The 16,838-nt window shown below is 74.2% G+C and carries 21 protein-coding genes; 11 read left to right on the top strand and 10 right to left on the bottom strand.

What is annotated here, in order from left to right:
• Positions 1-46: 46 nt before the first annotated feature.
• The 4 genes from LC193_RS22160 to LC193_RS22175 are packed head-to-tail and all read right to left on the bottom strand — an operon-like array spanning position 47 to position 2,832.
• On the bottom strand, positions 47-466 hold the full coding sequence (locus tag LC193_RS22160) for a lasso peptide biosynthesis B2 protein (protein WP_226076828.1): 420 nt from the start codon (positions 464-466) through the stop codon (positions 47-49).
• Positions 463-744, bottom strand: coding sequence for a PqqD family peptide modification chaperone (locus tag LC193_RS22165; protein ID WP_226076830.1), 282 nt, complete (start codon positions 742-744; stop codon positions 463-465). The genes LC193_RS22160 and LC193_RS22165 overlap by 4 nt, the downstream gene beginning before the upstream one ends.
• Positions 731-2,653, bottom strand: a complete 1,923-nt coding sequence (locus LC193_RS22170) for an albusnodin/ikarugamycin family macrolactam cyclase (RefSeq protein WP_318842180.1) — start codon at positions 2,651-2,653, stop codon at positions 731-733. Before LC193_RS22170 ends, LC193_RS22165 begins: the two co-directional genes overlap by 14 nt.
• A gap of 20 nt (positions 2,654-2,673) precedes the next feature.
• The gene (locus tag LC193_RS22175; RefSeq protein ID WP_226076834.1) at positions 2,674-2,832 is read right to left on the bottom strand and encodes a hypothetical protein; all 159 of its coding nucleotides are present in this window, start codon (positions 2,830-2,832) and stop codon (positions 2,674-2,676) included.
• Between the two features lie 251 nt (positions 2,833-3,083).
• Between LC193_RS22175 and LC193_RS22180 the strand changes: the two genes are divergently transcribed.
• The 5 genes from LC193_RS22180 (at position 3,084) to LC193_RS22200 (ending at position 7,755) form a co-directional block, all read left to right on the top strand.
• Complete coding sequence (locus LC193_RS22180) at positions 3,084-4,424, top strand: tetratricopeptide repeat protein (protein WP_226076836.1); 1,341 nt, start codon at positions 3,084-3,086, stop codon at positions 4,422-4,424.
• Positions 4,425-4,790: 366 nt separating this feature from the next.
• A complete protein-coding gene (locus tag LC193_RS22185) occupies positions 4,791-4,988 on the top strand; it encodes a hypothetical protein (RefSeq protein ID WP_226076838.1) in 198 nt (65 codons plus the stop codon).
• 84 nt (positions 4,989-5,072) lie between these two features.
• Positions 5,073-5,777, top strand: coding sequence for a hypothetical protein (locus LC193_RS22190; protein ID WP_226076840.1), 705 nt, complete (start codon positions 5,073-5,075; stop codon positions 5,775-5,777).
• Entirely contained in the window at positions 5,774-6,730 is a 957-nt protein-coding gene (locus tag LC193_RS22195) for a DUF6895 family protein (protein WP_226076841.1), read from the top strand. The genes LC193_RS22190 and LC193_RS22195 overlap by 4 nt, the downstream gene beginning before the upstream one ends.
• Positions 6,731-6,735: 5 nt before the next feature.
• The gene (locus tag LC193_RS22200; RefSeq protein ID WP_226076842.1) at positions 6,736-7,755 is read left to right on the top strand and encodes a serine hydrolase domain-containing protein; all 1,020 of its coding nucleotides are present in this window, start codon (positions 6,736-6,738) and stop codon (positions 7,753-7,755) included.
• Positions 7,756-7,832: 77 nt separating this feature from the next.
• On the opposite strand, the gene LC193_RS22205 is transcribed toward LC193_RS22200, so the two are convergent.
• Positions 7,833-8,459 carry a hypothetical protein gene (locus tag LC193_RS22205; protein ID WP_226076843.1) on the bottom strand — a complete coding sequence of 209 codons (627 nt, stop codon included), beginning with the start codon at positions 8,457-8,459 and terminating at the stop codon, positions 7,833-7,835.
• A gap of 208 nt (positions 8,460-8,667) precedes the next feature.
• Here LC193_RS22205 and LC193_RS22210 point away from each other — a divergent pair, with 208 nt between their 5' ends.
• From LC193_RS22210 to LC193_RS22225, 4 genes are all read left to right on the top strand, one after another.
• Positions 8,668-9,498, top strand: coding sequence for a DNA-formamidopyrimidine glycosylase family protein (locus LC193_RS22210; RefSeq protein WP_226076844.1), 831 nt, complete (start codon positions 8,668-8,670; stop codon positions 9,496-9,498).
• A gap of 128 nt (positions 9,499-9,626) precedes the next feature.
• On the top strand, positions 9,627-9,890 hold the full coding sequence (locus tag LC193_RS22215; RefSeq protein ID WP_226078849.1) for a GlsB/YeaQ/YmgE family stress response membrane protein: 264 nt from the start codon (positions 9,627-9,629) through the stop codon (positions 9,888-9,890).
• A 331-nt stretch (positions 9,891-10,221) separates the two neighbouring features.
• A complete protein-coding gene (locus LC193_RS22220) occupies positions 10,222-10,602 on the top strand; it encodes a hypothetical protein (protein ID WP_226076845.1) in 381 nt (126 codons plus the stop codon).
• Positions 10,599-11,189: a hypothetical protein gene (locus tag LC193_RS22225; protein ID WP_226076846.1), complete on the top strand. Its 591-nt coding sequence runs from the start codon at positions 10,599-10,601 to the stop codon at positions 11,187-11,189. Before LC193_RS22220 ends, LC193_RS22225 begins: the two co-directional genes overlap by 4 nt.
• Before the next feature lie 21 nt (positions 11,190-11,210).
• On the opposite strand, the gene LC193_RS22230 is transcribed toward LC193_RS22225, so the two are convergent.
• Positions 11,211-11,642 carry a MarR family winged helix-turn-helix transcriptional regulator gene (locus LC193_RS22230; RefSeq protein ID WP_226076848.1) on the bottom strand — a complete coding sequence of 144 codons (432 nt, stop codon included), beginning with the start codon at positions 11,640-11,642 and terminating at the stop codon, positions 11,211-11,213.
• A 320-nt stretch (positions 11,643-11,962) separates the two neighbouring features.
• Between LC193_RS22230 and LC193_RS22235 the strand changes: the two genes are divergently transcribed.
• Complete coding sequence (locus tag LC193_RS22235) at positions 11,963-12,367, top strand: nuclear transport factor 2 family protein (protein ID WP_226076850.1); 405 nt, start codon at positions 11,963-11,965, stop codon at positions 12,365-12,367.
• 124 nt (positions 12,368-12,491) lie between these two features.
• Here the strand turns inward: LC193_RS22235 and LC193_RS22240 are convergent, their stop codons facing one another.
• Positions 12,492-14,531 carry an elongation factor G gene (locus tag LC193_RS22240; protein ID WP_226076852.1) on the bottom strand — a complete coding sequence of 680 codons (2,040 nt, stop codon included), beginning with the start codon at positions 14,529-14,531 and terminating at the stop codon, positions 12,492-12,494.
• Between the two features lie 126 nt (positions 14,532-14,657).
• Positions 14,658-15,629, bottom strand: a complete 972-nt coding sequence (locus tag LC193_RS22245; protein WP_226076853.1) for a helix-turn-helix transcriptional regulator — start codon at positions 15,627-15,629, stop codon at positions 14,658-14,660.
• Between the two features lie 144 nt (positions 15,630-15,773).
• Here LC193_RS22245 and LC193_RS22250 point away from each other — a divergent pair, with 144 nt between their 5' ends.
• On the top strand, positions 15,774-16,196 hold the full coding sequence (locus LC193_RS22250; RefSeq protein ID WP_226076854.1) for a VOC family protein: 423 nt from the start codon (positions 15,774-15,776) through the stop codon (positions 16,194-16,196).
• A 64-nt stretch (positions 16,197-16,260) separates the two neighbouring features.
• On the opposite strand, the gene LC193_RS22255 is transcribed toward LC193_RS22250, so the two are convergent.
• Positions 16,261-16,521, bottom strand: coding sequence for a hypothetical protein (locus LC193_RS22255; protein WP_226076855.1), 261 nt, complete (start codon positions 16,519-16,521; stop codon positions 16,261-16,263).
• Entirely contained in the window at positions 16,518-16,838 is a 321-nt protein-coding gene (locus LC193_RS22260; protein ID WP_226076856.1) for a hypothetical protein, read from the bottom strand. Before LC193_RS22260 ends, LC193_RS22255 begins: the two co-directional genes overlap by 4 nt.

Consider the following 16,838-nt stretch of genomic DNA (forward strand, 5'->3'; position numbering starts at 1 on the left):
AAACTGGCATCCATCGATACACCCCTACGAGTGAGCCTTCGAGGCGTCAGATCTCCAGGGCCGGCAGGTAGTGCCAGCCGTCGCCGACGTACTCCCCGACCGGTTCGTCCCCGGGTATCCGGGCCCAGGCGTGATACTCCACCGGCGGTGCCACCCGCGCACCCACGCACCAGGCCAGGCGTCGGCCGCACAGGGCACACGCCAGGACCGCGCCGAGCGAGGACTCCAGGCACGCGACCCGCACCGGCCAGCCGCGGCCCGCATGCCGCACGGCTTCCACCATCACCTGCGCCCGCTCGGCGGGCAGAGGACGCCGGCCGATGAAGCGCGCGGTCCGCGCCGCGCGAACGGTCCACCGGAACGGCAACCGCAGCAGCAGGACGGCGGCGGCCAACCCCAGCCAGGCAACTGCCCGCTGCCGGGGAGTACCGGCCCGCACGGTCCGGTACGACTCGATCGAAGTCACCGCCACCACCTCCGTCCGCGGCGGCGCGGCGCGGCGAGCAGGCCACGGTCGGTCAAGCCGCGCTCGACTGCCAGCAGGTCCTGTTCGGCCTGCTCGCGCGGCACGGCGAACCGGCCGGCGAACTCCTCGATCGCCTGTCGGCGTTCCTCGGTACTCAGCAGGAGTCGGAGCGCGACGGCCGCGGTACCGGACAGGTGAGTCCACCGTCCCGAGCGTTCGTCGAGAAGCGCCCCGGCCGTGTCGGTCAGAATGGCGTGTACTCCGTCACGCAGCCGCATGGCTCTGCGCCTCCCCCGGCGAGTGCCTGACCGACGACCACCAAGCGGAGACCGATTCGACCTGCCGCAGCCACAGCTCGGCGGCGACCGCGTAGTGAATCGCCCCCGCCCCCGTGAGCCGCCCACCCGCAGCGGAGGCCACATCGTCGAGCACGCCGGAGCGCGGCAGCAGCCCCAGGTCGGCCAAGCGAGAGTTCGGGCCCAGGAGTTCACTGATGACCCGAGCGTGCCGCCGCAGCCCTGCGTGTGCCACCCCGTCGAGGCCGCCTTTGGTGGTGCGGCCCAGCACGAAGCCGGGCACCGGCCCGGTCGGGAACGCGGCGGCGAGCAAGGGCTTGTACCGGTCGGCCGCGCCCCGCTCGGCCGCGTCGATTGAGAGACAGGTCCTGACCACCTCGTTGTCCAGATAGGGGGCGGCCAGGGTGAGGCCCTGGCTGCGGGTGATGGCGTGCCATCCAGCCAGGCTGCCGCCGATCCGGGCCAGGTCCTGGCGATCGGACCAGACCGACATACCCGGTTCCTCGCCGAGCGTGTCAGCCACCGTGTCCACCCGGTCCGCCAGGAGTTCGCGGACCTCAGACGACATCCAGCGCGCGCACGGCGACAGCACCTGGCGCGCGGCGGCTTCCGGAGTGGCAACCACGACGCTGGGCTGCGCGGCACGCAACTCCTCGGCCGCCCGGCGCCACCCGCCGGCCACACCGCCGCGCGCCAGCGGCCCGACGCGCTGCCATAACGCCAGCGGGCTCATGCGCCGTACCCGGGCGTGCGCCACCGTGTGTCGCCACGCCTCTCGCCGCCGTCCGGCTCGGTAGAGGTCTGCGAGATAGCCGGCGGATGCGGAGAGGACGACATCGCCGCCCTCACCCGTGAAGTACACGCTTCCGCCGTGGTCGGCGGCGACCAGCTCCAGTTGGGCGCGTTTGATCCTCGCGGTCGCGCTGTAGAGCGTCGGCTCGTCCGTCTGCGGCACCGATCGCGGGCCCTGTAGGCCCGCGTACATCACCGCGTCTGCGCTGCCCGCGAACACGTGGTGCCGTACCCCGGGAACCACGGCCGCGGTGCGCCGGGCGTACGCCAGGTCGTCGTCGCGCATTCGCGGGTCCGCATGAGTCAGCGCGGTCACCGGCACGTCTTGAGCGGCAGCGAGGCACACCAGCGTGGTGGAGTCGAGACCGGCCAGGTCGGCGACTACCGGTCGGCCGTCCAGGCGAACGGAGACCGCGTCCGACAGAGCCCCGGCCACCGCCGACGCCCCCTCCGCCATGCTCACCGGCCGAGGACGGCTCGGCTCGAAGGGAACGGAGTGTGCGCCCCCGGGTTCGAGCAGGAGCAGGTGCCCGGTGGCCACTCGGCTGACTCGGTGGAACAGACTCCGGCTCCCCGAGATGTCAGGCTGCCCGAGCGCGAGCCGCGCTGCCAGAGCGATCCGGTCGACCCGGGCACCGTCCAGACCCGCCAGCGGCATCGCTGCGGTCGCCCACCACACACCGGCGTCGAACGGGCGCCAGTACACCGAGTGCTGCCCGGCCAGGTCGCCGATCACCGCGGTGACCTGGCCCCGGGTCGCGATCGCCAGATAGGAGCCGGGCCACCGGGTGAGGGCTCGCCACCGGCCCGCCCGCACATCGGCCAAGCCGGACTCCAGATCGCCCGGCCGGGCGCCGCACATGCCGATGACCGTCAGTCCAACGCCCGCCGTTCCGGTGGTCCTTACCCGCGCGGCCGGCCACCCGCACGTCCACGTGCCCGGGCAGCCGGGCACCTCCTGGCTGTTCACCGGCGCTCGGGCCGGTGGTTTCTGTCCGTGCCATCCCGCACACCACTGCACTGCTACTCCCCTCACACGCTCGGTCGGTGGAACAGGCGGGCGCCGGCACCGCACGCGCGGTACCGGCGCCCGGATCACTCACGATGTGGCTGGCTCCGTCACAGAGCGGAGACTCCCGGGGTCTTCTGGCGGTACTCGGTGTTGTCCTGGACGTCGAAGCCGTTCTTGCCGAGGGTCACGTCGGCGACCGGGCCGCCGTCGGACAACGTCGGCGGCTGGTAGGCGGCCTGAGTAGGGGTGGTGGGCTCCGTGCTCACGGGTACCTCCGTCGCATAGGCACTGCGGCTCGTGGTCCGGCGCTCGGGCCGGTGAACCGCGGTGGGGATGCCTCACACCATGGCCGTGCCCGGGCACCCGGAGGAAGCGCCGCGATGTGCCCAGGTGTGCCCACCGTGTGCCCAGGTGTTACCAGCTTCCGCGCATGGAGCGGTCGCCTTCTGCCGGGCGGGCGCGAATGCGGGCACCATGGCATCGGGCCCACCGGTAACGGGCAGGGGGGTGGAGGGAATTGCATCTCGACGAACACCCGCTGGTGTATCTGCTGCGTGTCCACGGCTGGTCAGCCACCGACTACCTCACCCGCCTCAGTGCCGTCCACGTCAAGCTTGGCTACGGGCCGATCGCCAAGGACCGCAAGCGGATCACCCGATGGACCCGTTACAACGTCACCCCGGACATGCCGGCGCAACGGGCGATGGCCCATCTCCACCGCATCCCGGAAGATGAGATCACCGCCCGCCCCTGGCCGGAATGGCTCAAGCTCGCCTGCATCCGCGAACGGCAACTGCTCAGCGCTGCCTGGACCCCGGACACAACCCTGCACCTGTTAGACCGCGTCGCGATTGGAGGCCCGATGGACCGCAGAGGATTCCTGCTCGTCACGGGGATCACCCCCGTCCTGGCCGGGGCCGTCACCGCTCAGCCGGCCACCGCTCACGCCACCGGCCGCCGCATCGGCGCGGCAGCTCCCGAGCTGTTCGAGCAGTCCTTGGCGGTCCTGCGGCGCCAGGATGACCAGTTCGGCTCCGGCCAGGTCCACACCTCCGCCCGAGCCCAGCTCCGCTTGATCACCGCGAGTTTGCAGAACGCTTCCTACACCGAGGCCACCGGAAGACGGCTCCACGGCGCGGCAGCCGAGGCCGCCCGCATCTGTGCCTGGACCGCCTATGACTCCGGCCGCCACGCACTGGCCGAGGAGTTCTACCTGGCCGCGCTGCGGGCCGCCGCCACAGCAGCCGATCCCGTCGTCACCGCGAACACGCTGGCGTTCTGGGCCATCCAGCGGTATTCGACGGGGGACCCGCGCGGTGCTGCCGACCTGATCGCCCACGCCCTGACCCTGACCGGCCGGATCGGCTCGGCCCGGATGGAGGCGATGCTTCACGCCCGGCTCGCCCGCGCCCACGCCAAGGCCGGAGACGAGCATGCCAGCCTTCACTCCCAAGGCCACGCACTCGCCGCCTACGACCGTGCCCGGGACCAGTCACCAAACGAGGACCCGGACTGCGTGTACTGGGTGAGTCTCGGCGAGCTGCGGATGCTGCACGGCTCCTGCGCCCTCAACCTCGGCCGACCCCGGCGGGCGCTGGCCGAATTCGAGACCGCTGCCGGCGAGTACCGCGAGGACGACTTCCCGCGCGCCGCCGTCATCTACCTTGCCCGCGGTGCCGAAGCACGCATCGCCCTGGAAGATCTTGACGGCGCCGTGGATATCGCCCAGCGCGCCGTCGACCACATGGGGGGCGTCACCTCGGCCCGCGGCACCTCCACCTTGGACGACGTGCGCCGGCAATTCCACGCCCACAGGACCGTGCCCGTCGTCAGCGAGTTCCTCGCCCGAACCGCCTGACCCCGGGCGCCGGGGAGCCCGTTCCCTGCGGTGTCCCGCGCCGGACGCGCCGGGCACACACGGCCGTTCACGCCGGGCGGGCCGCTGGCGTGCGCGCCCGGGCTCGGCCGCCGGTTCCGCGGCGGCCGTCGGCGTCCCGTGGCGGCCCGGTGCCGACCGGGGCGGGGCCAAAGCGGGGGGCGGTGGCTCTACCGAAGATGCCCGCTGTCGGTCAACCCTCTTAGGAGTGAGGGTAGTTGCGGACGTATTGACGTTATTCATCCTTCCGTGTGGCACTTCAAGCTCTTTGTCTTATCCGCGTCGTGGAGGGGGCACCTCACGATCGACACGGCGCGTCCAGTGCGCGTCAGAGAGTCACTTGGAGGCATGATGCCCGTTCAGGTCAGCACTCGCATCTCTCCCGTCCAGGCGGGGTCGGCGGAGCGTTCCGCCCTCACCTCGCTGATCTCCGAGCCCGAGGCCCCCGTCAGCGGTGCCCCCGTCTACTCGCCCGAGGCGGCCGGCTTCCTGCTGCTCCTGATTCTGCTTTCCCCGAAGCAGCCGTCGGAGCCGCGCGACAAGTAACGCCGGTCGCGGGGCCGCGCGTTGCCCCGCCGGTTGCCAGCGCTCGTCACGAACGGACAGAAGCTGACGGAAGGTGAGTCACCTATGTCGTTTCCGGACCCATCGCCCCGCGCGGTCTACGCCGCCGAGGTGGAGAGTCTGGCCGGGCGCGTCCGGGACGCCCTCGCGGGCGCCCCGGCACCGGCGGGGCCCGCGCGCCACGTCGAAGAAGCCGAGGACCCGAAGGCGGCCCTGGCCGCCGTCCGGGTCCTCGGCCCCGACGTGTTCGCCCCGGCCCTGCTGGTCGGCGCGCCCTTCGGCCCGGCCGACTGCGAGGCCGTCACCGAGGCGTTCCGCGTCTTCCCTCCCGGCCCGGACGACACCGCCGAGGCGGTGTGGCGCGACCACGCCACGGCCGCACTCCTGACCCGGCACGGCGGCGACCCGGTGGCCTCGGGGGGCCCGCCCGTCGCCCGACCCCTGGAGCGCTGGCGGCCCTGGACATCCTGGCTGGCCGGGCTCTCCCCGCTGGCGCTGCCGGGAGTGAACGGGCCGCTGCCCCGGCCCGACCTCCGCGCGGCGCAGGCCCTGGCCATGGGCACCACGCGCGCGCTGCTGCGCCGCGACCATCCGACGGCGGCCCGCCTCGCCCGCTGGGCCGCGTTCGCGCACGGCCACGGCGCCTCGCCACCTCTCGACCTGCTCGCCGTGCTCGACCACGTGGACCTGCACGGCGGCACGGCACGGACCGCGCTCGACACCGCAGTCGCCCGCCGGCTCGCGGCGGGAGCAGAAAGGCGGACCGCATGACCGCCCCGTCCCCCCAGTCACCGCCGCCGTCCTCGCCCGCCGCCGTGCGCAGGACGGCGCACGCCCTGTCCACCGGGGCGATCGGCTGGCTGCACGCGAACCGGGAGCGCGGTGCGTTCGCCCCGGATGTCACCGGGGAGTTGACCGACCCGGACAGCGTGTACAAGCCGCTGGGCGAGTCCGTACTCGCCGCGTCCCTGGTCCTGCGCGAGGGCATCGCGTCCCCGACCGACCGGCGGGCGGCCGAGAGCCTGATGGAGTTCGCGTGGGCCCAGCTGCGCGAGGGCGATCTGCTGTACGAGCGGCAGTTGCGCTACATGATGATGACCGACCCGCTTGAGCTGTACACGCACTTCGCGCGGGCGGGGTTCCGGCACGACCGGCTGCACGCCCTGTTCAACCACCTCGGCGGCCTCACCTCGCGCGGCGCGGCGGAGCAGCTGCCCAACCGCCGCCTCGCGGTGGCCAACGCGTCGCGCGTCGCGGGTCTCGACCGGCAGGCCGACTGGTCCGTGCTCACGGACGCGACCTGGCTCGGCCAGACGCCCGAGCCGTGGGCGATCGACTGGATGACGGCCTACTGCGTGACCCACACCGTCTTCCACGTCACCGACTGGGGCGGGCGGCCCGACGCCCTCTCGCCCCGCATCCAGGACTACCTGGGCCGGTGGCTGCCGGTGTGGATCGACATCTGGCAGGAGATCCAGGAGTGGGACCTGGTCGCCGAGCTGCTGATCGTCGACGCCTGCCTGCCCGAGCCGCGCTCCGCCCCCGAGGTGTGGGAGCGGCTGGCCGCGGTGCAGCGCCCCGACGGCCTCGTGCCGCGCAACGGCGAGCCTGTCACGGAGGACCCCGACGAGGCGTTCCGCGAGCACCAGCACACCACGGTGGTCGCGGCCGTCGCGGGCACCCTGGCCCTGTCCAGGCACCGCGGCGCCCGCGCCCTCGTGTGACGCGCGTGTCCGGGCTGGACCGGCGGCTGTCCGCCGTCGCGGACGCCGCCGGCCCCCCGGCCGGGATCGCGGTCGCCGTCCGGGCCCCGGGCGGCGACGCGACGCTGTGCCGCGGGACCACCGACCGCAGGGGCGGCGCGCCCGTGACCGAGCGCACCCGTTTCGAGGTCGGGTCGGTCAGCAAGACGTTCACCGCGCTGCTGCTGGCCGAGATGGCGGAGCGCGGGGATGTCGCGCTCGACGACCCGGCCGGCACGCGCGGCCACCGCGTCACCCTCGAACACCTGGCCACCCACACCTCCGGGCTGCCGCGCCTGCCGCCCGGCCTGCTGCGCACAGCGTGGCGCTCCTGGTACACCAACCCCTACGGCCACTACCCGCCCGAACGGCTGCTGCCCGCGCTGGCCCGCACCCGCGTCCGCCGGGAGCCGGGCACGCGCGTGCACTACTCGAACTTCGGGGTCGGCCTCCTCGGCCGCCTCCTCGCGGAGGAGGCGGGCACCGACTACGGAACGCTGCTCACCGCCCGCGTGCTCGACCCGCTCGGGCTGCGCGACACCACGGCGGACCGCTCCCTGCCGCAGGCCGTCGGGCACCGGCACGGCCGTCCGCTGCCGCCCTGGGACATCCCGGCCCTGCCGGGCGCGGGCGCGGTGCGTTCCAGCGCCGCCGACCTGCTGCGCTACCTCGCCGCGCTGACAGGCCCCGACGCCGCCGTGCCCGGCGGCGGCCCGCTGCGCGCCGCGCTGCGCGAGGTCGTGCGGCCCCGCGTCACAGGACCTGGCGGCCCGGCGCTGCCGCTGGCGTGGAGCACGCGGGAGCGCCCGGGGCACGTGCTGTACCACCACTCGGGCGGCACGCGGGGCAGCACCGCGTTCGCCGGCTTCTGCCCCGAGCACGGCGTGCACGTCGTGGCCCTGGCCGCCACCGGGCCGACGGTGCGCGGCCGGTTCATCCAGAGCGCCTACCTCCTGCTGCGCTCCCTGGCGGCCGAGGCGGCGGAGCGCACCGGCGAACGCGGCTGAACGCCCGCCCCCGAAGCGCCGGTTCGCGCCGCCTCGGGCCTGTGGCAGATCTCGCGCCCCTCGCGGCGGCGCGCGGGTCAGTCGTGGTTGGCGAGGAAGAGGAGAGCGAGCGTTTCGTCGCCCTCGCCCAGGGCCTCGAAGCCGTGCACCTCGCCGTAGCGGCACACCGGGAAGGAGAGCATGTTGGCGCCGGTCTCCGGATCGACGACCTCGTTGATCCCATGGCTCGCCCCGGTGCGGGCGTCTTCGGACAGCAACGCCCGCTTCGCCCTGCGTATCGCGCCGTCCTCGTCACCGCGCCTGGCGCCCTCGCTCCGCAGGCACGCGTAGCCGTCGAGGTACTGGCCCACGTCGTCGTAGCCGTGGCTCCACCGCGTCGTGCGCAACCGCTCGGGCCCCGCGAGGGGGATGAACAGCGTGTCCACGCGATACCGCTCCGGGTCCTCGTCCTCCCACCCGCTGGGCACGCCGTCGTTCACGTACACGGGATAGGTGCCGTCCGGTACGCGATGGACGAACGCCCCGTTCCCCTCGTTCTCGCGTTCCGGGCTGGTCCAGCGCACCACCTCGCCGACCACCACGAGATCCCCGGCCCAACGGACGGCTTGCGGCGGATCGCTGTACCACCCGCCGAGCGAGCCGGGAGCCCACTTGGTCGCGATGAAACCCGGCGCGAAGTCCTTCATGGCGCTGTCGGCGCCCATGCCCGCACACCTCGCCTCGTGTTCGATTCTTGTTCGTTTTCACGTGCGCGGTGCACTCTTCCACACGGGCGAGGTTGCCTCAACTGCCGCACGATCAGCAGCGCTCGGCCGTGCCCCGCGGCGTCACCCTCCGCCGCCGCGCACCGGTCCGAGCCGGCCGTGCCCCGCCGAGACGCCGCCGTCCGGGGGCTCGGCGCATCATGGAGGCATGCCCGAGGGAGACACGGTCGCGCAGGCCGCGCGCCGCCTGCGCGAGGCGCTGGCCGGGCACCGGCTGGTGCGCGCCGACCTGCGCGTGCCGAGGCTGGCGACCGCGGACCTGCGGGGCCGCCTCGTGCTCGACGTGGTCCCGCGCGGCAAGCACCTGCTGACGCGCGTCGAGGGCGGCCTCACCCTGCACTCGCACCTGCGGATGGACGGCTCCTGGCGGGTCTTCCCGGCCGGGCGGCGCTGGACCGGCGGCCCGGCCCACCAGATCCGCGCGGTGCTCGACACCGGGGCGCGCGTGGCCGTCGGCTACCGGCTGCCGGTGCTCGACCTGCTGCGCACGGCCGACGAGCCGCGCGTGGTCGGCCACCTCGGGCCCGACCTGCTCGGCGCGGACTGGGACGCGGACGAGGCGCTGCGGCGCCTGCTGGCGGACCCGGCCCGCGAGGTCGGCCCGGCCCTGCTCGACCAGCGGAACCTGGCCGGGGTGGGCAACGTGTTCATGGCCGAGCTGTGCTTCATCGCCGGGGTCACGCCGTGGACGCCGGTGGGCGAGGTGGCGGCTCCCGACCGGCTCGTGGCCGAGGCCAGGCGGCTGCTCGTCGCCAACCGCGACCGGCCCGACCGCACCACCACGACCCGCACGCACCCGCGCGAACGCGGTGTGCGCGGCTCGCCGGGACCGCGCCTGTACGTGTACGGGCGGGCCGGGCGGCCCTGCCTGCTGTGCGGCGCGACCGTGCGCACCGCCACCGAGTCCCGCGACCGGGCCGGGCAGGAACGCCCCGCGTTCTGGTGCCCGCGCTGCCAGCGGGGCCCGGCGCCCGCCTGATCTCCCGCGCCCCGCCACCCCTGAACGCGAACGCGAACGCGCGTGCGAATATCGACGGCCCGGCAACAGGACTGCACCGCCGCGAGCTGGGCACCCGGAGAGCACACAAGCACGGAAAGGGCGAGAAAGTGGAGATCTCCGGAATTATCAGCGCGATTGTGATCGGGCTCGTGATCGGAGCGCTGGCCCGGCTGGTCCTGCCCGGGCGTCAGCGCATCGGCGTCCTGTGGACGATCGCCGTGGGCATCATCGCCGCGCTCATCGGCACGGCCCTGGCAGCCGCGCTCGGGGTGGCCGACACCGACGGCGTGGACTGGCTCGAACTGCTGCTCCAGCTCGCACTCGCCGCGCTCGGCGTGACGCTCCTCGACCGCGTCAAATCACGGGCCTGACACCGCCTGACGCCACGGCCCACCGCGGCCCGCCGCGACCGACCGGTCGCGGCGGGCCCGCGCGTGCGGAAGGCGGCCGGAGGGCCACGGATTGCCCCAGAAGGGCGTCCAGGCGGGCACCGCCGATCCACTGCTCGAACGTGGTTCCCGGGAAAACGGCGCTCGCGAGCGGCCCATCGGCCGTCACGTTCCGCGACATCCCCCGGCGAAAGCACCGGCCGCCCCCATACGCCCCCGTTTGTATGTGAATTGTGTAGCCGTCCCGCTACGATCGGCAGCATCGCGGAACGTGGGCCGCGGCCTCGGCGCGGCCAGGGGGGAGGATCTCGGCATGGTCGACATCAATCCGCACGTCGACCCGCCGCCGGAGCACGGCCGATTGCGCGTGGCCCGTGACACGTTGGCGGCCATCGCGGAACTGCTTGAGGGCCCGGCGCTCGCGCTGGCCCAGGCGGAGGGACCGGCCCTGGGGGTGCGGAGGCTCGTGGAACGCATGGACGACTTCAGTGGTGAATGGGAACACGGCGTCGCGCAGCTCGGCGAGTGCGCCGAGGCCGCGGTACGCGCGCTCGACATGGTCCTGTGGTCGCTGCCCGCGCCCCCGGAGCCGGCGCGCGGCGACGCGCGGGACGGCGGCCCGGGCGGCGCGGCGGGCCGCGGCGCGTGCGACACGTGCGACGCGTGCGGCTCGGACGGGGTGATCGCGGCATGAGCGTGGTCAACGGGCCCGGCGCGCCGCGTGGTTCGCACCCCCGGCCGCTGCCACCCGGCGGCGGCCAGGGGCCGGGGCAGGAGGCGGACTACCCGGCCCTCGGCTTCGTGCCCTGCCCGGGGGACCAGCCGGTGGCCGCGCAGATCGCGCGCAATGTGCGGGAGGCCGCCGCCACCCTCGGCACCGTCCTCGGCCTGCTCGACTCGGTCGTGCCGCCGGGGGAGTGGCGCGGGCGGCCCGCCGCCGCCCTCAAGGGCTTCGAACGCGGTTTCCGGCCCAAGGTGGCCGCGGCGCGCGAGGCGTTCGCCGCCGTGGCGGACGTGCTGGAGGACTGGGCCGACCACATGCGCGAGGCCCAGCAGGACGCCCGCGCGCTGGAGGCCGAGGCGCGGGCCGCGCGCGAACGCCCGGGGCTCGACGCCGTCCGCGCCCGCGCCCGCGCGCTCGCGGCCGACTACGACACCTACGGCGCGTTCGTGGCCGAACGGCTCGGTGAGGCCGGGGACGCCGCCCCCGACAAGCCGGGCTGGCTCACCGGCCTTGCGCGGGACATCGACGGCCTGACCACGATGCGCCCGGCGCCGTGACCGCTCCGGCGCCGCCGGGCCTCAGGCCGGGCGCGGCGCCGGTTCGAGCACCTTTCCCAGCAGCCCCACCAGGGTGAGCAGGTCGTCGGCGTCCAACCGGGCGAGCGGGCTCAGGGCCAGCGTCGCCTCGATCACCGCGGACCGCACCCGCCGGCCGTCCGCCGTCAGCGTGACGACGCGCGACCGGCGGTCGGCGGGGTCGGCGGAACGCTCGACGAGCCCCCGGCCGCCGAGCTGGTTCATGACGAAGCTGAGGTTGGGCGCGTTGCAGTGCAGCCGACCGGCCAACTCCTTCATCGAGGGCGGCGCTTCGGCCGGGTCGATCGCCCACAGGGCCTGGGCGGTCGCGTGTGTCAAGCCGTGTTCCGCCAGCACGCTCTCGACCCGGTCGCTGGTCCGCATGAAGAGTTCGTGGCTCATCACCACCGCCGCTTCAAGGGAGCTTCGCGTCATGGCCTCACCCTAGTACTGGGGCGGTGCACGGCCGGGCTGTCGGCCAGGTGGGCCGTTGGAGCGGTCATGGGTGGGGACCTCGCTGATGTCAGGTCGCGGGGAGATCAACTGGATGCTGTGCGTGAGCGGTTCGTGCACCGGTGCACCAGGTCGGAGCCGAGGGAGTCGGTGTCGGCCCGTACGCGGGGTACTGAGCGAGAGGTGTCCGGGCGGGCGCACGTTCCCGAGAAGAGGTCCAGGAGCGGAACAGCGGGCCCCGTCAAGGGGATGGGTAGCATCGCGGGGTACCGCGTGCCGCTCTGAGAACAGCAGGAGACCTCGTGAGTGTCGAGCAGAACAAGGAGATCGCCCGCAGGCTGGTGCAGGGCTTCTCCGTGGATGGCGACATCGACGAAACCTTCGCTCTCCTCCACGAGGACGCGGTGTGGACGGTGATGGCGCATCCCGCGTCCTTCGGCGCTTCGGGCGACATGTCGAAGGCGCAGTTCGTGGAGCACATGAAGGGCTTCCGTGCCGTCACTCCGAACGGACTCCGCATGACTGTGACCGGAGTGACGGCAGAGGGTGATCGCGTCGCCGTGGAGGCCGAGTCGTCGGGCACGCTGGGCAACGGGAAGACGTTCGGCCAGGTCTACCACTTCCTCTTCGAGATCAGGGACGGCAAGGTCATGGTGGCCAGGGAGTACCTCGACACGGCGCGTGGAGCAGCTGTCTTCGGCAGCTGAGCCGATTCCTGCCCTGCACGCGCCGACGTCCGGGCGGAGCCGCTGTCGGGCGGACTGCGGCTTCAGTACGGCAGCGGTGCTTGCCGTGGCTGCCGGCCAGTTCAGGGGTGGTGTCCCGCAGGACCTAGCCCCGTCCCTTCGAGCCTCGAACCGTCCCGTCCCCGCGCGGCCCGCCGTCCCCGCGCGGCTCGGCGCCCGCCCCCGCGCGCACCGGCCGGTAGTGGTCGTGGGCGGATTCGAGCAGGCCCTCGCCGTGCGCCGCGCCGTGCAACCCCGCCCGCACCGCCTGCACGTCCGCTGTCCGCAGGGTCCCGGTGACCACGGCGACGGGCCCGGTGGTCCGCATCCCCTCGGGAACGGCGCCGTGGCGGCCCAGCAGGGCGAGCACGGCGGACAGGTCGTCCGCAGGCGCTTCGAGCGTGAACCGGTCGACCGGCTCGCAGACGACCGTTCCGGCCCGCCTGATCGCCTCCCTCACCAGCAGGCCGGTCATGCGCCTGACCTCCACGGCGCGCGGGCTCGGCGCGGAGTAGTCGCTGTCGGTGACCGTGACGCGCACGTCGGTGACCCGCCACCCGTGCGGTCCCGCCGCCAACGGCTCGTCGAGGTAGGCGAGGAGCGCGGCCCGGTACCCGGCGACATTGCCGTACACATGCAGGGGGAGCGCCAACCTGTCTGCGGCGACGACGAGTTCGACACCGGAGCCGGGCGCGGCCGGCTCGACGGCCACCGCGAGGCCGTACTCGTACATGTTGCCGGCCTCGCCCAGGCGCAGCGCGGCGCCGCCGGGGCCCGACGGCCGCTCCACGCAGACCACGCCGGTGTCACGGAAGTCGACGTCGATGCCGTAGTCGGCCGCCAGCGTGTCGGCAAGGACCTCCTGCTGCACCTCGCCGTAGATCCGGATGCGCGCGGCGCCGCGCTCCGGCCGCAGCGCGATCAGCGGGTCGATGTCCGCGAGTTCGGTCAGGGCCTGGTGCACCTCGCCCTGCCGGGCGGGGTCGCGCGCGACCACCCTCGTCTCGAACCCCGGCTCCGGCAGGGCGGCCACCGCGCCGCTCGCGGCCGGGCGGCGGCCGATCCAGTCCCCGATCCGCGCGCCCTCCAGGCCCAGAACGCGCGCGATCTGACCGGCCGTCGCCCGGGGGCGCGGAACGGCACCGCCGGGTTCGAACACCTCGACGGCCGTCACGGCCGCCGTCCGGTCGCCGCCGAGCGGCACCCGGTCGCGGACGCCGAGCGTTCCCGCGCGCAGCCGCACCGTGCACACCCGCTGCCCGCCCGGCGCCCGTTCGACCTTGAACACCTGTGCCGCAAGCGGTGCTTGCCCGTCGCCCGGCGGCACGGGCAGCAGCGCGGTCACGGTGCCGATCAGCGTCCTGACCCCGGTCCCGGTCCGCGCCGACCCGAACAGCACCGGGTGCGCCTCACCGGCCCGCGTGAGGCGCCCGAGAACGGCGCGCAGCCGCCCCGGTCCTGCGGGGCGGTCCCGGGCGAGCCACTGCGCGAGCAGGTCATCGTCGTGGTCCGCGAGCAGTTCCGTCAGCCGCTCGGCCTCGACGGGGTCCTCCCACGCGCACGGAACGGCCTCCGCCGCCGCCGTGCCGGGGCCGCGCACGTGCCCGAGCGGCACGAGCGCCGGGCTCAGGCGGCTCCGCATCCGCTCGACGACCGCGCCGGGCGCGGCACCGGCCCGGTCGATCTTGTTGACGAAGAAGACCACGGGGATGCCGAGGCGGCGCAGCGCCCGGTACAGCACGATGGTCTGGGCCTGCACGCCCTCCACGGCGGACAGCACCAGGATCGCGCCGTCGAGGACCGCGAGCGAGCGGTCGACCTCCGCGATGAAATCGGGGTGGCCCGGGGTGTCCACGAGGTTGACGGCGACGCCGTCGATCTCGAACGCCGCGACGGCCGAGCGGATCGTGATGCCCCGCCGCCGTTCCAGCGACAGGGTGTCGGTCTGCGTCGTGCCGTCGTCCACCCGGCCGACCTGCTCGATGGCACCGCCGACGTGCAGCAGCGCCTCGGTCAGACTGGTCTTGCCGGCGTCGACGTGGGCCACTACGCCGAGATTGAGCCGCCGGGCGCCGGGCGCCGGGCCGGTGGTCGCGCTGTCGTGGGGGTCATGGGGTGCGGGAACGGGAGAGTGCGGACGGTTCATGGCTCCTCGTGTGCTGGGCGGCGGTGGCGGCGGGGCACACGAGTCGGCGCATGTCGGGGTCCGTTTCTCTCGGTCGGTCACAGCACAACGGGTCGGCGCGATGCTCCAAGAGCCCGTCCCGCGCTGTCAACGCGGTTTCGCCCGGCGCGCCGCCGGGGCGCCGGGACCGGCCGCCGCCGTGCAGCGGTCGGCCAACCTCACCAGGACGTCGCGCAGTTCGGGCGGATCGAGGACGGTGAAGGGAACGTCGAGGCTGAGCAGGAACCCGGCGAGGTCGGGCAGCGAGGGCCCGCCGGTCTCCAGTACGCCGTCCTCGCCCAGCACGCCCGCGGCCGGGGGCAGCAGCGCGGCGAGGCGTTCCGGCGGGGCGTGCAGGCGCACGCGCGCGCGGTGCGCCCAGGCCCGGGAGGCGACGCCGCGCAGGACGTGTTCTGCCGCGCCCTCCGGGGGGTGGCGCGGCGCGAACCGGGGGCCGTTCGGCGTGCGCAGGCGAACGCGGTCGGCGCGGAAGGTCCGCCAGTCGCCGCGCGCGGTGTCCCAGGCGAGCAGGTACCAGCGGTGGCCGGTGTGGACGAGCCGGTGCGGTTCGGCCGTGCGCGCGCTGGTCGTTCCGTCGCGGTCGCGGTAGTCGAAGCGCACCTGCTCGCGGTCGCGGATGGCGGCGGCGATGGCGGTGAGCGTGCCGGGGGCGACGGTGGGGCCGCGCCCGGTCACCGCGACCGTGGCGGTGCGCAGGGCCTCGAACCGGTGGCGCGGCCGGGGCGGCAGCATGCGGTGCAGCTTGGCGAGGGCGCGCGGTGCCGTCTCCTCGATGCCGGTGACGCCGCCGGTGGCGGCGGCGTGCAGGCTGACCGCCACGGCGACGGCCTCCTCGTCGTCGAGGAGCAGGGGCGGCAGGGCGGCGCCGGAGCCGAGCCGGTAGCCGCCCGCCGTTCCTGACGTCGAACGCACCTCGTAGCCGAGGGCGCGCAGCCGCTCGATGTCGTTGCGCACGGTCCTGGTGGTCACCGACAGCCGACCGGCGAGCTCGGCCCCGGTCCAGTCGGGCCGCGCCTGGAACAGGGACAGCAGGCGCAGCAGCCGCACCGAGGTTTCCATGGGCCGAGTCTGGCAGCCATGGCGGAAAGCCTCGTTCCGCGACGGCTCCTAGCTTCTCCTGCGACGCACCGCACCGCACCGGCCGCACGGGCCGGGGCTGCGGCGGACGAGCGGCGAACGAGCGGCGAACGAAAGGGCGCGACCATGCTGCGGGGATTCACGACGATCAGCTACTGGGCGGACGATGTCGAGGCGGCGAGGGCGTGGTACGCCGAACTCCTCGGCATCCGGCCCTACTTCGAACGCTCCGGTCCTGACGGGCGGCTCGCCTACGTCGAGTTCCGCGTCGGTCCGCACCAGGACGAGCTGGGCCTGATCGACCGGGGGTACGCGCCGGAGGGCGCCGCGCCGGGCCCCGGCGGCGCGGTCATGTACTGGCACGTCGACGACGTGCGGGCGGCGCTCGACCGGGTGCTGTCCATGGGGGCCGAGCCGTACCAGGAGCTGGTGCGGCGCGAGGCGGGGTTCGTCACCGCGTCCGTGGCCGACCCCTTCGGCAACGTGCTCGGCCTCATGCACAGCCCGCACTTCCTGGAACTGCTCGGCAGCGCGCCGCAGGACGGCTGACCGCGCCCGTTCCCTCGGTGCCGGGATGCCGTGCGGGGGTCGCGCGGCATCCCGGCCCGCGAGGTCACCAGTCGTGGTGGCGGCCGTCGCGGTAGCGGCGGGGGGAGACGCGGCGGGCCGCCCACAGGACGGTGGTCCGGAGCATTATCAGCGACTCGCCCGACGAGAACTGGAGGCGCCGGGCGCCCCCGCGCATCGCGGCCATGTCGAGCACGGTGAAGACCTGGCCGCCGATCATGACCTGGTCGCCGCGCCGCACGGTCCCGGCGTCGACCTCGACGGACACGAGAACGCCGGGGCCCGCGCCGTTCGCCGGGGGCATCATCGCTGCGGGCTCCTCACCGTGGCGAACAGCTGGAGCATGCGGCACAGGCTCCGCTTGAGCGCGCAGACGTGGAACGTCAGCTCGTCGGCGGTCGCGAGCGGCACGTGCACCGCCTCGACCGCGATCAGGGCCTGGCGGGCGACGATCACCACGGCCTGTTCGAGACCGGCGCGGGTCGGCCGACCGGCGAGGACGCACTCGGGGCAGAGTCCGGCGTGCGGTTCGGCGGGCACGAACGCGCCGAAGTCCCCGGGCGCCGCGCACAGGCGGCAGCAGGGCCGGGCCGGTACGGCCACGGGTTCGACGAGTGATGTCAT

The sequence above is a fragment of the Streptomyces marincola genome (assembly GCF_020410765.1).
Lineage (GTDB): Bacteria > Actinomycetota > Actinomycetes > Streptomycetales > Streptomycetaceae > Streptomyces > Streptomyces marincola.

Excerpts from the sequence above, each read along its gene's own strand:
- LC193_RS22165 (WP_226076830.1), bottom strand. The coding sequence starts at position 744 with ATGCGGCTGCGTGACGGAGTACACGCCATTCTGACCGACACGGCCGGG.
- LC193_RS22185 (WP_226076838.1), top strand. The coding sequence starts at position 4,791 with ATGATGCCCGTTCAGGTCAGCACTCGCATCTCTCCCGTCCAGGCGGGG.
- LC193_RS22190 (WP_226076840.1), top strand. The coding sequence starts at position 5,073 with ATGTCGTTTCCGGACCCATCGCCCCGCGCGGTCTACGCCGCCGAGGTG.
- LC193_RS22195 (WP_226076841.1), top strand. The coding sequence starts at position 5,774 with ATGACCGCCCCGTCCCCCCAGTCACCGCCGCCGTCCTCGCCCGCCGCC.
- LC193_RS22205 (WP_226076843.1), bottom strand. The coding sequence starts at position 8,459 with ATGGGCGCCGACAGCGCCATGAAGGACTTCGCGCCGGGTTTCATCGCG.
- LC193_RS22210 (WP_226076844.1), top strand. The coding sequence starts at position 8,668 with ATGCCCGAGGGAGACACGGTCGCGCAGGCCGCGCGCCGCCTGCGCGAG.
- LC193_RS22220 (WP_226076845.1), top strand. The coding sequence starts at position 10,222 with ATGGTCGACATCAATCCGCACGTCGACCCGCCGCCGGAGCACGGCCGA.
- LC193_RS22225 (WP_226076846.1), top strand. The coding sequence starts at position 10,599 with ATGAGCGTGGTCAACGGGCCCGGCGCGCCGCGTGGTTCGCACCCCCGG.
- LC193_RS22230 (WP_226076848.1), bottom strand. The coding sequence starts at position 11,642 with ATGACGCGAAGCTCCCTTGAAGCGGCGGTGGTGATGAGCCACGAACTC.
- LC193_RS22240 (WP_226076852.1), bottom strand. The coding sequence starts at position 14,531 with ATGAACCGTCCGCACTCTCCCGTTCCCGCACCCCATGACCCCCACGAC.
- LC193_RS22245 (WP_226076853.1), bottom strand. The coding sequence starts at position 15,629 with ATGGAAACCTCGGTGCGGCTGCTGCGCCTGCTGTCCCTGTTCCAGGCG.
- LC193_RS22250 (WP_226076854.1), top strand. The coding sequence starts at position 15,774 with ATGCTGCGGGGATTCACGACGATCAGCTACTGGGCGGACGATGTCGAG.
- LC193_RS22255 (WP_226076855.1), bottom strand. The coding sequence starts at position 16,521 with ATGATGCCCCCGGCGAACGGCGCGGGCCCCGGCGTTCTCGTGTCCGTC.
- LC193_RS22260 (WP_226076856.1), bottom strand. The coding sequence starts at position 16,838 with ATGACATCACTCGTCGAACCCGTGGCCGTACCGGCCCGGCCCTGCTGC.